General features: G+C 70.3%; 14 protein-coding genes. 7 read left to right on the top strand and 7 right to left on the bottom strand.

What is annotated here, in order from left to right; all coding sequences use genetic code 11:
• Positions 1-62 precede the first annotated feature (62 nt).
• The 3 genes from ABD352_RS12960 (at position 63) to ABD352_RS12950 (ending at position 3,612) form a co-directional block, all read left to right on the top strand.
• The gene (locus ABD352_RS12960; RefSeq protein WP_344612545.1) at positions 63-1,418 is read left to right on the top strand and encodes an acyl-CoA synthetase family protein; all 1,356 of its coding nucleotides are present in this window, start codon (positions 63-65) and stop codon (positions 1,416-1,418) included.
• 137 nt (positions 1,419-1,555) lie between these two features.
• On the top strand, positions 1,556-2,542 hold the full coding sequence (locus tag ABD352_RS12955; protein ID WP_344612544.1) for a hypothetical protein: 987 nt from the start codon (positions 1,556-1,558) through the stop codon (positions 2,540-2,542).
• Between the two features lie 137 nt (positions 2,543-2,679).
• Positions 2,680-3,612, top strand: coding sequence for an endonuclease/exonuclease/phosphatase family protein (locus ABD352_RS12950; RefSeq protein ID WP_344612543.1), 933 nt, complete (start codon positions 2,680-2,682; stop codon positions 3,610-3,612).
• Positions 3,613-3,862: 250 nt separating this feature from the next.
• Here the strand turns inward: ABD352_RS12950 and ABD352_RS12945 are convergent, their stop codons facing one another.
• Positions 3,863-4,606, bottom strand: a complete 744-nt coding sequence (locus ABD352_RS12945; RefSeq protein WP_344612592.1) for a DNA primase family protein — start codon at positions 4,604-4,606, stop codon at positions 3,863-3,865.
• A gap of 1,531 nt (positions 4,607-6,137) precedes the next feature.
• Between ABD352_RS12945 and ABD352_RS12940 the strand changes: the two genes are divergently transcribed.
• The gene (locus tag ABD352_RS12940) at positions 6,138-7,802 is read left to right on the top strand and encodes a hypothetical protein (RefSeq protein ID WP_344612542.1); all 1,665 of its coding nucleotides are present in this window, start codon (positions 6,138-6,140) and stop codon (positions 7,800-7,802) included.
• A gap of 103 nt (positions 7,803-7,905) precedes the next feature.
• Here the strand turns inward: ABD352_RS12940 and ABD352_RS12935 are convergent, their stop codons facing one another.
• From ABD352_RS12935 to ABD352_RS57630, 5 genes are all read right to left on the bottom strand, one after another.
• Positions 7,906-8,409 carry a peptidase inhibitor family I36 protein gene (locus ABD352_RS12935; protein WP_344612541.1) on the bottom strand — a complete coding sequence of 168 codons (504 nt, stop codon included), beginning with the start codon at positions 8,407-8,409 and terminating at the stop codon, positions 7,906-7,908.
• 734 nt (positions 8,410-9,143) lie between these two features.
• Positions 9,144-9,293 (bottom strand): hypothetical protein, encoded by a 150-nt coding sequence (locus ABD352_RS12930; protein WP_344612540.1) that lies wholly within the window; start codon positions 9,291-9,293, stop codon positions 9,144-9,146.
• A 112-nt stretch (positions 9,294-9,405) separates the two neighbouring features.
• Complete coding sequence (locus ABD352_RS12925; protein ID WP_344612539.1) at positions 9,406-9,771, bottom strand: hypothetical protein; 366 nt, start codon at positions 9,769-9,771, stop codon at positions 9,406-9,408.
• A 1,319-nt stretch (positions 9,772-11,090) separates the two neighbouring features.
• Positions 11,091-11,213 (bottom strand): hypothetical protein, encoded by a 123-nt coding sequence (locus tag ABD352_RS57635; protein WP_425553532.1) that lies wholly within the window; start codon positions 11,211-11,213, stop codon positions 11,091-11,093.
• A gap of 81 nt (positions 11,214-11,294) precedes the next feature.
• Positions 11,295-11,642 (bottom strand): STAS domain-containing protein, encoded by a 348-nt coding sequence (locus ABD352_RS57630; protein WP_425553531.1) that lies wholly within the window; start codon positions 11,640-11,642, stop codon positions 11,295-11,297.
• Between the two features lie 671 nt (positions 11,643-12,313).
• Between ABD352_RS57630 and ABD352_RS12915 the strand changes: the two genes are divergently transcribed.
• Positions 12,314-12,568: a hypothetical protein gene (locus ABD352_RS12915; RefSeq protein ID WP_344612537.1), complete on the top strand. Its 255-nt coding sequence runs from the start codon at positions 12,314-12,316 to the stop codon at positions 12,566-12,568.
• 373 nt (positions 12,569-12,941) lie between these two features.
• On the opposite strand, the gene ABD352_RS12910 is transcribed toward ABD352_RS12915, so the two are convergent.
• Positions 12,942-13,994 carry an alpha/beta hydrolase gene (locus ABD352_RS12910; protein WP_344612536.1) on the bottom strand — a complete coding sequence of 351 codons (1,053 nt, stop codon included), beginning with the start codon at positions 13,992-13,994 and terminating at the stop codon, positions 12,942-12,944.
• Positions 13,995-14,027: 33 nt separating this feature from the next.
• Here ABD352_RS12910 and ABD352_RS12905 point away from each other — a divergent pair, with 33 nt between their 5' ends.
• Together ABD352_RS12905 and ABD352_RS12900 are read left to right on the top strand one after the other, a co-directional pair.
• Entirely contained in the window at positions 14,028-14,906 is an 879-nt protein-coding gene (locus ABD352_RS12905; protein ID WP_344612535.1) for a helix-turn-helix domain-containing protein, read from the top strand.
• Between the two features lie 4 nt (positions 14,907-14,910).
• On the top strand, positions 14,911-15,297 hold the full coding sequence (locus tag ABD352_RS12900) for a DUF2255 family protein (RefSeq protein ID WP_344612534.1): 387 nt from the start codon (positions 14,911-14,913) through the stop codon (positions 15,295-15,297).
• The last annotated feature ends 85 nt before the right edge of the window (positions 15,298-15,382 follow it).

Genomic DNA, 15,382 nt, shown 5'->3' with positions numbered 1-15,382 from the left:
AGTCTGGGCGGTGGGTCCGCGGTGACGGGCCCCGTGGTCGCTACTGGCAGAGATCGGTGAGCATGGGGACGCCTGCCAGCACCCACCGCCCGGGCGGCAGATCAGTGCGGGCCACGGCCGGGCGGCAGTCGCCCGGCACCGGCGTGCTCATCGCCCGCTTCCGGGCGCTGTCCGTCGACAGGCACGCCCGATTCGCGGTCATCGACGCGTTCGGGCCGATCACCTTCGCCGAGCTGTGGCGGCGCGCCTACACCGTGATCACGCGGACACCACCAGTCCGGCCGGGCGCGGTCCAGCCGCTGCTCGGCCGGCCGACCGCCGACATGATCGCCCGCCTGGTCGCGGCGTGGCTCACCGACACCGTGCCGATGCCCATCCGCCTGGGCACCCCACCCGCCACGGTCGCCGCCGCGGTGCGGGCGGCGGCAAGCACCGGCCGACACGACTGCGGGCCGTGGCTGGCCCACCTCACCAGCCACGGCGCGGTCCTGCTCGGCGGCGCCCCACCCACCAGCCACCGCACCGCCGCCGCGTTCGGGCTGCACCCAGCCAGCTCACTGCTGCTCGGCGCCGACCCCGCACACCCCCTCGCTGCTGAACTCGCGATCCGGCAGCTGGTCCTCGGCGGCACGGTCGTCCTCGCCGGCGGCGACCCCGACGTGTGGCGCAGCACGCTGGACCTGTACCGGCCCACCGTCACCCTCGCCAGCAGCGAGCTCATCCGCCGGCTGCGCCACTACCCCCACGGCCTACCGGCCAGCGTCCGCACCGCCGGCACACTGCGCCGCATCCTCGTCCCGGCTGAGATCACCGACACCGACGCCGACTGGCTCACCGCCGCGGCCCCCGACATCACCGTCACCGCCGTCTACCACCGCCCCGGCGTTGGCACCGCCACCAGCACCCTGACAGCCGGCGCGCCCGCCGCGGCCGTGTTCACCGCCGTGGCGGGCACCGTACTACGCGTCGCGGGCCCAAACGGCCGCCACGTGCCCGCCAAACGCGTCGGGCTGCTCGAAGCCAGCAGCCACATCGGGGAAACCGCCCACCACGCCGGGCAGCCGTGCACCCCCGCCGGGACCTGGCGCACCGCCGGAGACCTCGCCACCACAACCGCCGACGGCGGCATCGTGCTGTGCCGACTCCCACCACCGGACACCTACACCGCCGCGGACGGCCAGCGCATCACCGTCGCCGCCCTGACCGCCGCCACGCAACGCCTCCCCGGCGTCGCCGCCGTCCACGTCCTGGCCCTGCCCGATCCCCAAGGAATCGTCCGGGCCCACCTCAGGGTCACAAGCGGCCGGCCCGGCCTGAACGCCGCCGCGGTAGCCACAGCCTGCGCTGCGGCCGGCACACCGATCCCGGCCCGTGCCATCACTATCACCCGCACCACGGCGCCGGCGTCGTCGCCGTGATCAAGGCTCCCGGCGGGACATCGTCGGGGCACGGCCGCGCATCACCTGGTTGCTACGGACAACTGCCACGCAGCCGGTAGCTGGCGCGAACCAGGCCCGGCATCCCTGACCACCAACACGATCATCAAAGGGGACCCATGACCATCGACCCCGGCAGCACGTTCCCGTCCCGGACGAAGATCCTCGCGATCCTCGGCGCAGCCGCGGCCACGTTGACGACACTCGCGGGCGTCTCCATCCTTGCGGCGTGCTCGAGCGTGCCATCTCCAGGCGAGGCGACACCCAGCGTCGGTCCGTCGCCGCGACCGGCCCGTACCGACGCGGTGTGCACCGCCCCGTACGGCTTCACCCCGCCAACACCGACCAGCAGCGACGAGGCGTCCATCCTGGAATTCGCCACCCGGCTGCACCCGTCCACCGACGACGGCGGCAGCGGCGACCACACCTACGTGCGCTACCGGCTCGCCACCGCTCAACCCGCTGGCACCGACGACCGGGCCGCTGACCTGGGCACCGTGGCCGGGTTCGTCGTCGTCGACTACGAGTACTGGATCAGCGACCGCCACGGCGGCGCCGCCGCCATCACCCACTACCCGGCCGGCGCCGCGGACCCGCAGCCCGGCACGCCAGGCGCGAGCACCGAGCACCACACCTACCCGCCCAACCGCATCTACCCACGGTTCCCGACCCCGTTCATCGGCGACCGCACCGCCGCGCCGGTCCCGTCCCTCGACCCCCATCACACCGACCGCGACGGCATCCGCGACGCCGTCGCGCTCACCGAAGTCGCCGCGATGCCCTGCCAGCAGCGGGTCGTCGTCCTCGCCGGCCTCGCCGCGACCGGCGTCACATACCAGGGCGGCAGCACCGACCGCGCAGGCCGGCCAGGCATCGCCATCACCGCCGGCATCGGCAACACTGCCGGCACGGCCGACGTCGGCGACTCCCGCGCCCGCGACACGCTCATCCTCGACCCGGACACCGGCACCATCCTCAGCTACGAACAGCAGACCATGCCCGCCCCGGGCTCCGCCGGGCCGTCCCGGACCACGCTGTACCTGCTGTTCTACGCCAATCGCCGCACCACCCTCCCCGCCTGGGCCACGTCATCGCCGCCGGCATGAGCCCGCCACCCAGCGGCGCAGACGCTGCGACTGCCGTGACCGACGCCGTTCCCGCCAGCGTGTGCATCCGATACCCGCCCCGCGGCCGCGGATCGACCCGAGGTAACCCAACCGGCAGAGCAACAGGAGGACTACCGATGCCGACCCTGGTCACGATCAACGCGTTGGACTTGTACGGCGACGACACCGACGAGCAGCAGCGCCGGTACGAGGGAGTGGAGGCGCTGCTGCGGGAGCTCGACGCGGACATCATCGCGGTGCAGGAGCTGCGGGTGCCCCGACCGGCACCCACGCCCCGCCGGGTGCAGCGGGCAGCTGCGGCGGCCCGGTTGCTGCGCCACGCCGAGGCGGCGCAGCAGGTCGGTGCGCAGGTCCGGTTACGGCGCCTCGCCGAGGCGGTCGGCCGCCGCTGCGACACCGGGGACCGCACCGACAACCTGCTGCTCGGTGTCGGTGGCGGCGTGCACCACGTCGGGCTGCTGTGGAACGACGACACCGTCGCCGCGCTGCCGGGCCGGGTACAGCGGTTCGGCCGGGACGCGGGCATGTGGCACTCGATGGTCACTGCCGTGTTCGACCTCGGCAACGGTGTCCTGGCCCGGGTCGGCAGCGTCCACCTGCCGCCGTTCGACCAGACCTGGGCGATCCGGGACACCAGCCAGATCCTGCGCGCCATACACGCCGATACCCTTCCCGGGTTCCTCGGCGGCGACTTCAACAACCTCTCCGCCGTCAAAGTCGCCGACCCAGCGGCACCCGGGGCCGAGGCGTACTTCGACCCCGACCCGTACGCCGGGCTGGCGTGGCATCCCCAGCACGTCTACCAGCTCGACGCCGACGGCGTGGCCGACCGGCGTGCCGCCCACCGCCTGGAGGCCGAGCACCTCGGCCGGATGCATGACTGCGCCGTCCTCACCGGCCAGCCGTGGACACCGGACGACCGGGCACCACCCCAGCGACGAGCATCCACCCCGGCGGCTGGACCGCTGGTACGCCACCCACCACGTCCCGGCCGCGGCGGTCCGCCGGCACTGGGTCGTCCCCGCCGCGCAGGTTGGCGTCCTGACTGACCACCGCCCAGTCGGCATCACCATCGACCCTGCCCGGCTCCGCGACGGTGGACCGTGACCGGAGCACCGAGGATCCGCGATCGCCCTCATGAACCGTTGGCGAACGGCGCCGCTGCACCGGCGGCAGTAGCGAGCCTGGAACCGACATCATCGCGCTGTAGCCGAGGTGCACACCATGCTGATCTCGTTCGGCCGAACGTTGCATAGGGTGAGCCAGCAGGGCATCCGAGCAGTGCGGCCGAGATCCGCTTCAGAACATCCGTTGCGCGTTGCTGTGGCCGGAATCGTGGCGCAGGTCGGTGACGTGGAGCTTGATTCCTTGGTACCGCCGTACGCCTCTGGTACCGCGGCCTGCTGTCACCCCGAGCCGTTGTAAACGCTGCGTGAGCACTTTCGCCGTCACCGGCGTCTCGTCGTTCTCGGCGCACCACAGCTCATACGCGTTGCGCAGCGTGCCGGTGGCCACGTGCACGGCGGGTTGGTCCACGGCCAGTGCGCAGCGGTCGGCGACGAACCCTGCAACGTTGTCCTGCTCTCTGGCGTAGGCGGCGGTCGCGGCCCGGACCGCGTCCGGCTCGCCGATCCCTTCACGCAGGTACGCGACCGCGCCCTGCACGACCCACGCCAGGACGGCCGGTGCTTCCTCCTGCAACCGCTCGGGCAGGTGCGGGTCTTGCCGGTCCTCTGGCACCGACTGGGAGAACGGCACCAGCCGCAGGCGCCGCCAGAACGCAGGCCCGCCGGCGCTGGCCGCAGGGCGGTGATTGCCGAGCAGGAACAGGGAGTGAGAGGGCCGGAACGAGAACCAGTTCCCGTGCATGAACCGCGCGGGGATGATGTCGGGGCTGGTAAGCAGTTTGACTCGGGCTTCGGCGAAGCGCCGCCCCTCGTCGAGCTCGGAGCACACGACGAGCCGTGCACCGGCCAGCTGCGCCAGCTCAGTGGGGTGGTCGGCATGCTGACGTTGGAGCAGCAGGTCCGAGGACGCCGCGATCGCGTACCCGGTCTTGTCGATGCCGAGGACGAGAGGCCGTTGACAGGCCTGGACCGTGAGCGTCCCGAGACCGCGGTGCGGTTACCGGCTGGAGGTCGCGTCTGCGGTACGCGCCTGAGGCCCGCGATGGTGGGGGTGATCTCGGTTCGGCAACGGATGCTGGCCGTTCGGCGCTGTTGTTGTGGATTGCCGCTTTTTCCGAATCACGAAAGCGGCTTGTTCGATGTCGGCGGACAGCATGTGCGGAACTCATGCAATGACGTGCAGCGACAACTCGTGACCGTCGAACACTGCGGTTTTCCGCAAGGCGCATCAGCGGTAGAGAATACGCAGCGTGACCGTGGTGGCGGGCGGTGGCACTCGACCGGCCAGTCCTGGCCCCGACCAGCGGGAAGAATTTCTTGGCAGAGTTTTCTGGCCAGTCCACACGCCGTCGGAGGGTTTGTCTGACCGCAGAAAAAGCTTCTAGTTGTCTTCGCTGAGCAGCCTTTCCCGTCCCTTGCCAACGTGTTCGAAAGCGTCCAATATCACGCGGGACGGCGGCCGGGCGGATGCAATTTGCATCTGTACCCGTTCGATGGTTCCTGTGGCCTGCCGCCGTCCGGCCACAGGTGGCCGAGGTTGGGAGGATATTGGTGAGTAGTGCACGACGGCCCGGCACTCGTACGGGCGGTCGCTGGCCGGCGGTGGTGGCGCTCGCGCTGCTGCTCGGGTTCACCCTCGCGGTGCTGGGCTGGGGGTTGTTGTCGCTGCAGAGCGCTGTTGTGGCGTGTGCGGCGTTGGCGACGCTCGCCGTTCGGGTCGCACCGGCCCGGGCGCGGCCGGCCGGTCGGCGTGGGCGGAGGTGGGGGTCTTCCGCTGCGACAGAAGACCCCCGTTCCCGCGCCCGCTGAATCCCTACGTTGGCCGTGAGGTCGGACCGGGAGTCTCAAGTGACGGCAGCGTCACCAGTGCCGTGGACCCTACCCCACGTTCAGGCACTGTCATAGCCCCGTACCGGGGGCACTGAACCGGCCAGGCGGTGGATGCCCACCCGTAGCAGACACCGGCTGGTCCACCCATACCCGAATGGGTGCCATCAATGCAGCTCACGACGCTGATCGATGGCGCCGATCCGCGCCCTGGCAGGCGCATGAATGGCTTTCATGCGCGCTGTTCATGCTTGCGATCTTTCGGCTATGTGTCGTTTGGGCTAGCGCCGGACCAACACAGATGGAAACATGTGCGACGGTCTCAGGCCCGGCACGTCGATGGCTGCGAACCGCGATGTGCCATATCAGGGCCTTGTTGACCAGCGCACAACGCTGAATCCCAACGGGGACGCTCCGCCTGGCCTCCAGCGGAGCGTCACCAACCCCTCGTACCAACGGCCGTGAATCCGGAAGGCAACGGTGCCGACCTACGAATACAGCGCCAATCCCAGACGGCGTGGGCTCGACCACGCCAACGGCCCGGTCCGGGCGTGCGTCGCGCAGCCGCGGCGCCGCCGCCCAGGGCACGCTGCACGCTGCCGATGGAGCGGGAGCAGTCGATGGTAGCGGCCAGCCGCGGGCCAGGCCGTCCGTTCGGCGAGCCGCACGAGTGCAGCCCGACCGTGCCGTTCCTCGACGATCTCCGCAAGACGATGAAACGGCTCCGCATTCCCGGATCACTGCTCGGCAAATACAGCACCCAGATCATGGCCGGAGCACGGTTCATTTCCGATGACGACCTGGTGGCGCTGTTCGCCGATCATCCGGAGGAGCTGCCGCGGCTGCGCGCCCTTCGCGACAAGGCGGACGCGGAGCTGGCCCGGCGCCTACCGCCGAAGGACAGCCAGTTCCGGAGCCCATCGGAGCTGCTGGACGGGGCGATTGTGATGGGCGACGCCCTCGGCATCGCCTTCGCCGACGTCGCCAAGCGTGCCACGGTGGAGTACAGATCGAGTGTCGTCGACCATCTGCGGGTCGGACCGCCACCGTCGGCCGACGACGTGACCGCCGAGCTTGTCGACCGGACGCGGACGCTGACGCCGACGATGCTGGCCCGCGTCGTGGCCGGCTACGGCGGTGGCCACGACGAGGTCGTCGCCTGGCGGAACGAGCTGGACGTAGTTCTCGGCCGACGGGCCGCAGCGTCGCCCAGCGATGCCCCGCCGCCCGAGCCGGCCGCGACGACGCCGGCCGGACAGCCGGACATCGCCCCGCTCGCGAACACGCCGGACCCGACCGGTGAGGGGCCTGCCGCGGCAGCCGAACCCGAGCCGGAATCGCCGCAACCGCAACCGCAACCGTCTCCGCGCCTGGCTCCTGTGCCGCCGGCGCGGGCCCGCCGACGGTGGTGGTCACCACCCGCCCAGCTGGCGGTCGGCGCGGCCGTGCTGCTGGTGCTCGCCCTCGTCGCCGGGGCATGGGCTGGCCTCTGGCCGGTCGCCTGGGGCCAGCATCACGACCCGGCGGCCACGGTCGCCGCCTCGGGCCCTGCATCGCTGGACGACACCCGTGAGCCCGACGGGAAGGGCCCGCAGCGCCTCCTCGAGCTGGCCGACGCGGCCAGGGCCTCGACCGATCTCGACCCGACCCCGGCGGGTCAGTACCGCTATCGCTGGCGGCTGGTCGAGTCGTGGCCAGCGGGCGCGACGCCGTCGGACGCGACGCGGACCGCCACCGAGGAGCAGACCTGGTGCGATGCCGAGAATATCGGCTTCCGCCTGGTCACCAGATCCGAGCCGGGCAAACCCACGTCCACGTACCCGGCCGACCCGGCCTGTCACGGCCCACTGCCGGACCCGCCGTCGACCGACTGCGCCGTCCTGCGCGGGCAGCTCGACCACCTGCGCCGCGAGCCGGCCGGGACGGCGGTGCGGTGGCTGCGCTCCTGGGCCGCGGTCAACGACGGCTTCTGGCTGACGCCGGCGCAGCGCGCCGCCGGTCTGTGCGTCCTGGCCAGCCGGCCCGGCCTTCGCTACGACGTCGACGCCTCCGACGCGCGGAACCGGCCCGGGATCGCCGTGAGCGCCGTCGATCCCAACACCGGCTTCCGGGAGACGCTCGTGTTCGCCCTCGGCGCGCTGCCCCGCACGGGGGACACCGGCCCGACCGGCGTGGGGTCCCTGCTCAGCTACGAGGTCGTCGAAACCCGCGGCGGGCCGGCGCGGGAACGGTTGCAGACCCGCACGCTGTACCTGGGCCAGGAACACACAGTCAGCCACGGGTGAGGCAAGCCAGCCGCCCGGCCCACCGGCACCGCGGGAGCGCTGCGGACGGCGCGACGGCGTCGGGGTCGGCTCGGCGCCGTCGTCGGTCCTGGACCTGTGTCGATTACTGGTAGCAGTAGCGGTACACGTGGGTGGCCCAACCGGCGTAGGCGCCCGCGTCGGGGAGGCCCCGGCTCGCCGTGCCGACCCGGAACAGCCCGTAGGAGGGGCCGTAGCGGAACTCGACGGAGCCGCTGTCGAGGTTGTAGTACGCGGACACCACCTGGTACTGCCAGCTCCAGGTGGCCAGGTCCTGCAGACCGCAGTCCTGCAGCTTGCCCATCCGGCCGGTGTAGCCGGCCTGGTTCCAGAAGCAGAAGTAGTTGCGCGGGCAGCCGGTCGGGGCGGCGTTCGCCACGTCCGCACGGCCCGCGTTCGCCGGCACCACGGCCGCGGCGACGCCGATCGGCACCCTCGCGGCGGTTGCAGTGCCAGTGACGGCGTTGACCGGGCCGGCCATGGCCGGACTGGACGAGATTGCCGTCAGCAGGCCGGCGACGAGGAGCACGGCCGCGCCGGACAGCAGCCACCGCCGCCGGCTCCTGATGGGGGGATGTCGACGTTGCATGTACGCCTCGCAGTTCTAGCACCACATGGAGTAACGGGATGGCGCAAGCGTAGGCATCCACGCTCAGTGATGGAAGGTGGGTTCACATAGCGTCACTCATGAATTTTCTGGAATTCATGTCGGCTGGTCAGCGGGTTTCTTGTCGTTCGGGTCCGAGACCGAACGATCAGCTCCAGAAAATGTTTGCCGACACCGTCCGTGACCTGCCTGCAGGCGCTCCCGCGGCACGGCCGTGGCGGCGCGACGCGAGCGGACAACGGTTGGCCTCTGCGCGCCCGCAATCGACCCCGGCGGACGGTTGTCCACAGCCCGCACCATCTGGGCGATCACCGCGAGCGCCGCGCTCGGCCGCAAGTTGCAGACGCTTGACCCATGCGGCGGACTTGGCCGCCAGGAGCGCAGAGACAGGCCGGGCGTATGGCAGGAACTTTAGGAATGGTTGCAAAGGGTTTGCGCGGGCCGCCCTGACGGGCGGCCGGCCGCGGGGATGAGGCTCAGGCGGATTTGGTCAGCCGCGCGCGGGCTGCGGCGTTAGCCGATGCCGTGGATGGCGGGGCGGTGGACCCGGTCGTGCGGCCGGCGGGCGGTCGGCTGTGCTGGTGACCGCGGGACCCTTAGGGGTGCCCCATTCCGCTCGCGGTTGCGGTGGCGAGCGCGCAGGTCGCCGCTGACATCGCGCCGTCCCGTCGTGTATGGCGGTTTCTCCCTGCCGCCGCGACGCTGCTTGCTTGCGGTCAGTGGCCGCGCACCCGGATGCGCGCTTCGTCGGCCGCAGTGAGGACCCTGGTCGGCAGGTGGGTGACCTGTCCGGCGGGCGCCTGCGGAATGTGGGCCGGGTGCGCGGCGTGGTGGGGTGGCCGGGAGATTGGCGGGAGTGGGGACATGCTGGGGCTCCTCGACGGTGCTGGAGGGATGGTGGTGCGGGCCATGGGCGGCTGTGCCCGGTCGAGCAGGGTCCGGGCACAGCCGCTGTGGGCTCGGGGGGTTGGGATCCGGTTAGGGCATGCCGACGCCGATCCACGCGGACGGGTGGCCGCGGACGATGGTCAGATCGCGGTGAGACAGGGCGATCAACTCGAAGACGAGGTGCGGATGGTCACCGGCGAGCCGGAACCCGTCGTCGCCGCAGCCGGCACCGGTCGGCATCTCCGCGTCCTGTCCGGGTTCCTGGACCGCGAACAGGTACGCCCGCGCGGTCTCGGGCCGGTACAGGAACCAGAACACGGTCCGGTCCTCGCCGATCACAGCGACCTGGCCCGGGTCACGGTCACTGGTGGTCAAGACCCGGTCGATCCGGGCCGGGCCGGTGCGCAGCGCCGCGTCGAACCGCTCTCGCATCGCGGCCGGGTCGGTGACGTTCATGCCGTCACACCCGTTCGGTTGCCGGAGTGCGCGTTCGCGCGCGTGGTCGTGGCAAAAGGCCTGGACGATGGCCGGTTGGCTTGGCGCCGGCCGGGGGGTGCGGCGAGCCCGGCATAAGTTCGGACGTGCCGTGGCAACGGGGGTGTCGGTGGCTGGCGATGGTGCGGTACTGGGCAATTGGCGCTCCCGGTGAGCGGTGCGGTTGGCGAGATGGCATAGAGCCGCTGCGGCGCCTGGGCGGCGGGTTTCTGGAGGGACGAGGGGCGGTTGAGAGATCAGCGCCGATGGAAAGCGTGATGCTGAGCTGGCGCGGCGATCTGTGGTGGAGTCGCGTGTGCTGAAGTGAGGCGGGGTGCCGTCGGACGCGGTCGATCACGGCAGGGCCGGACAGACGAGAACTGGGCAGTTCCGGCGCGCTGTCTGGCGGAGACCGGCGGCGGATCAACCATCTGTGTCGCGCCCAGCTCAAGGTTTCGGATGGTCAAGGCGCTGACCGGCTACTCGCAAGGTAGGTCCGAACGCTGGCGGAACCGGGTATCCGGACCTACCTTGCGGATTCCCGGCACCGAGCCGACACCAATGTGCCGGGGCAGACGGATTCGTGTCCCTGGCAGGGCGGCTCACCCGTGACGAAACTGCCCAATTAGCTCAAGCACGGTTCCCGCCGACCCGGCACGATCACATCCGTCCAGATACGTGATGGAGGGAGAGTATGAACATCCCGGACCTACGTCATGACCCAGTCGGGCACGTCCTGGCCAGTCTGCCGCAGAACGACCAGTTGATCATCGTGGCCGCATCCGTCATCGGGTGCTCGGATCGCGCCGTCGCCCGTCTCGTCCCCCGCGCAGCATGGCGTACCCCAGCGCACCATTACCGCGGGGCACGCCTGAGCCCGCAAGCCCACCGTATCCCGCGGCGTATCTCCGCGGCTCACAAGCGACTCCACCTGAAAGTCGTAGAGGTGGAGTTTGCCACCGAAGAGATCCGTGCCAGTTTCCGTATTGGGCCTGCCGCGTACCACGAATCTGCATACGTACGGGCGCTCTGCGCGGAACTGGACATACGACCCGCCGAGGTCCGCCAGTGCGCCGCAGCGGACTGCACGGTCACCTGGACGGTACTGCCCGGACCCGGTCGTCCACGGCGGTTCTGCTCGCCCGCGTGCCGGCAACGCCAGTACCGGCTCAGAGTTCGCCCGCGGACACCGACAAGTTCGCGCGGACAGGACATCTGATGTCCGTCAGGTTGAAGGTTGCGGATGACCAAGGCACTGACCAGCGCCTCGCAAGGTAGGTCAGGACATTGAACGCCTGGGCTCAGAGCCGGTCACACACCGCGGACCAGACCCGGTCGGCGTCCGGGGCGCGGCGGATCTGCTCGCCGACGTGTTCCGCGCCGATCCGATACGACGGGTCGGCGAGCACGCCGCGGACCGCCACACCGGCCTGGGCGGGGTCGTCGACGACGATGCCGGCGCCGGCCGCGGCGACCCGCTGGGCGTTCGTCGGCTTCTCGGCCCCTTAGACCGCGGGTCGCGCGCTGCCCGGGTGGAGCAGCCGGCCCAGTCCGAGGAGGTCGAGCAGCCGCCGGACCGGCCGGCTGGCGGCCGCCACGACGACACCGCCGCCTACGATCGCGAGGCGGCGCTCGGCGGCGCACAGCTCGGCAACCGCAGTGCCTGAGCAGAACGTCACCCCGCCTAGATCCAGTTCCAGCAGGCTTGGGTCCGCGGCAGCCGCAGCGGCCAGCGCCGCCCGCAGTTGCGGGCACGCTGCCGCGTCGAGCTCGCCGGCGACACGGACCTGGACCACACCCCGCCGCGTCGGATGCGCGGCCACCGCGACCTGCAGCACATCACCCGATGTCATCCCGCCGACGTTACGGACATCGACCCCCCGAATCACTCATCCGACAGGACGTGGTCACACCCCGTACCGGCAGACTGCCCGGGCCGACGTCCTCAACCGGTCAGCGGTCACCATCGCCACTATGGGCGGTGCGCTGCAACGCCGTGGCGGCCAGGTTCGGCCCACCGCTGGCGGGGCCGGCTACCCGACGCGGCGGGCCTGCCGCGGTGCCTCGCACGCCGCGCCCTGCTCTACCAGCTCTGGGCCTGCGCGGCACCGCTGTGCATACTCCGGCCGTCTTCCGCGACCGCAACCACGCCGTGGCCTTTGCCTGTACGCGCGACCTCGAGGCCTTGTGCGAATCGACCAGGCGATGGGGTAACGCGTCATCTCGGTGTCGCTGGCGCGTCGAGAGGAGCCACCCTGGCCGAACGTTTACTCCCCAACCTCGCGGGCAGGGCCGCAGGGTGGTGCGCAGTCGGCCACGCCCGCTTGGTGATGAAGTTCGCCTCCCGCGTGGTGAACGCATGCACAGTCCACGATCAACATACCGTCACTGCCTACCGCCAGCCCTGGCAATGGTCGGCCTGGGGCAGGGGAACCGTCCCGCCGATCTGCGGCGCTTCCGACTCCGCGAAGGCAGCCGGACGTGGAGGTTTGACGTCGATTTCATTGGTCCGCCGGAAGGAGTCATGATGGTCGACCTGCCGGGCCATGACCTGGTCGCCGACCGTGTCGCGTCGACCCGACTACCGACGTCCGTCGAGGCCGCAGCTCCCACGGCAACATCGTGGGCGCGTGCTGTGCGCTTGTCCTGGTTCGCGGGGGGCGAAGACCGGTTGCCCGTCTGGTTCTGGGCATTGCTGACCGGCTCGGCACTCGGCGGGTGGGGACTGCTCGCCTGCCTCGCCTGGGCCGCCGTCAGGCTAGCCTTGGCCCTTCATTGAGGGCTGCCCACATGATGGGTAGGTGAGAGACGGGTGCCTTCCAAACTGGGACGATAGGACTTGCTGAGGGCCTCGTCCATCCCGACGAGAGGCGCCGGCAGGGTGAAGGCTACCGGAACACGTCCGAAGGTCGTCGTGAGTCGAACCCCGCGACGGCGCCGAGATCTGCGAGCTGACCGGCCTCATCGGCGATGACGGGTTCCCGGCCGCCGGCGGACACGTCATGCTGGTTCTGGCACGAATTATGTGATGGGTGTTCAGCGATGATCGGCTCGATCTGCGTGTGGGCTGTTCGGACCATGCCTACAGGGGCAGTAACTCACACTAGACCGGGCGACCGACCAGTCCCCGGTCATAGGGACGATAACGGGCCTCAGCGGCTTGCGAGGTTCTCCCGGTAGAAGCCGGTGAGCAGTTCGACGGCTGGCCCGACGTACTCGGGCTTGTCGTAGAGGTCGTTGTGGCTGGCGCCGTCGATCCAGTGGAACGCCTTCGGACCGACAAGATGCTGGAACGCTGCGACGCTCATCCACGAGGTGACGGCCCGCCGTCCGGCGATGATCATTGCTGGACGTTGTCCGATCATCGGGATGGGCGAGTAGGCGTCGAACGTGGCCAGCTTGTCGATGCTCGTCCAGTCGAGCACCTTTGCGGAGCGCGGATGCTGCCCGCGCGGCGTGCAGTAGTACTCGAAGCCCTCGGCTCCGTATTCGCCGCCGTGCGCGCGGGCCTGCTCAATCGTGTCGGGGAACAGCCGCATGCTCTCCGGCTTCCCGCCGTATGCCCGCTCGGTGCGTGCGGCGGCCGCCCGGTCCAGCAGCGACTGGTACGCGGCCGGGTCGGCCGTGCCGTCAGGGCCGAGGCGGAAGTGGCGGGCGATGTCGACACCGCTGACCGTGGCGACGGCTCGGATGCGGTGATCGGTGGCCGCGGTTACGAGCGAGTACCCGCCCGATGCGCAGATGCCGAGGATGCCGATGCGGTCCGGGTCGACGCGTTTGTGTGTCGACAGGAACGAGACGCCCGCCTTCATGTCCTCGATGCGGTGTGCCGGGTCTTCGAGGTCTCTCGGCTGGCCGCTGGACTCGCCCTGGAAGGCGGAGTCGTACGCGAGCGTCACGAAGCCTTCCTCGGCCAGCAACCGCGCGTAGAGGCCCGCGGCCTGCTCCTTGACACCACTGCCAGGGTGTCCGACGACCAGCGCCGGGAGTAAGGCACTGCCGTCGGATGCTGGAGTGTAGAGATGGCCGGCAAGCGTGATGCCGGCGCTGTCGTAGCTGACGGGTGTCGGGTCCATGAGTGTTCTCCTGTTCGCAATGCCGTCGCTCTGTCCGCGGCCAGAGCCGTCTGGGCTCGAGCACCACTCTCGTAGCGATACGCAGCCGGGAAAATCGTCGACTCTTTGAGGGGTAAAGATCTGGGCCACCCTCCGCCGAGCCCGCGCGAGGACAATGGGGGCATGAGCAGTTCGGTGGATCCTGGGGCGCTGGGGGCCTTCCTACGCGCGCGACGGCAGGGGCTGACTCCTGAGGAGGTGGGGCTGCCGTCCGGCCCTGGTCACCGGCGCGTGACTGGGCTTCGGCGCACTGAGGCGGCGCAACTGGCGAACATCAGCATCGAGTACTACACCCGTCTTGAGCAAGGACGTGTGCGGGCGTCCGCCACGGTGCTCGCGAGCCTCGTGCGGGCGCTTCGGCTCGATGACGACGCCCAGCGGTATGTCTACGAACTGGCGGGCCGGGCGGACGGGCAAACACGGCGGCGCAGCGTGCGCGAGGCGCCTCGGCCGGCGATCCGGCGGCTGCTGGACCGGCTCGAAGGGACGCCGGCGATCGTGCTCGCCAGGCGACTGAACATCGTCGGCTGGAACGATGCGGCGGCCGCGCTGTACCTCGACTTCGGCGCGCTCCCAGTCAAGGAGCGGAACTATCTGCGGTTGATGTTCCTCCATCCCGGCTTCCGCGCCCTGCACCGGGAGTGGGAGCATGACGCGCGTACGGCGGTCGGCGCGGTGCGGCTGGAAGCAGCCGGCGACCTCCATGATTCCGCACTCGCAGAACTGGTGGGGGAGCTCTCGCTGCGAGACGATGACTTCCGCGCCTGGTGGGCCCAGCAGCAGCTTTCGGGCAGATATCAGGGTGTCAAGCACTATCGGCACCCGCTCGTCGGCGAGCTCGCCCTCGACTGCGACACCTGGAACAGCCCGGACGGGTCTGGTCAACGCCTGATGGTCCTCACCGCGGAGCCCGGAACACCATCCGCCGACGCGCTGCGCATCCTCACCGCCTGGCAGGAGCCGGGCGAGGCGTACCGACCCGAGCAGCACAGTGCACGGTGAGCCGGTGAACGAAAGCAGCGAGTGGACACGGGCGCAGCAGGAATTCTTCGAAGCGGCCGACCATCTCACGCTCGCCGTGGACGACGGTTCCGACCTGACGGTGGACGTAGGGATGGTCGTCGTCAACGGCAGGGTGTACGTCCGAGCCTTCGGCGGCAGGGGCTCGCAATGGTTTCGAGCGGCGGTCCGCCATCGCGCGGGAAGGATTACAGTGAGGCAGGAGACCTTCGCCGTTCGTCTTGCCCAGGCCGATGACGACATGGCAGAAGCGGTCGATGACGGCTATCGCCGCCGCTACGCGGAAAGCAGTGCCCTCGTGCTCAGTGAGCGCGTCCGCCAAGCCACGCTCTGCATCTATCCGCACGAAGACCGCGCTTCAGGTGAGGGCTGATGTCGCGGGTCGGCCAACGGGCTCACCGTGCATGGCGAGGTCGACGGAGTGAACACGATCTGGCAGGCCCACGCCGTCGCTGACG

It is taken from the genome of Dactylosporangium salmoneum (genome assembly GCF_039532525.1).
In the GTDB taxonomy this organism is placed as follows: domain Bacteria; phylum Actinomycetota; class Actinomycetes; order Mycobacteriales; family Micromonosporaceae; genus Dactylosporangium; species Dactylosporangium salmoneum.
The sequence above is the reverse complement of the archived record's forward strand: the minus strand, read 5'-3'. Positions and strand labels throughout refer to the sequence as shown.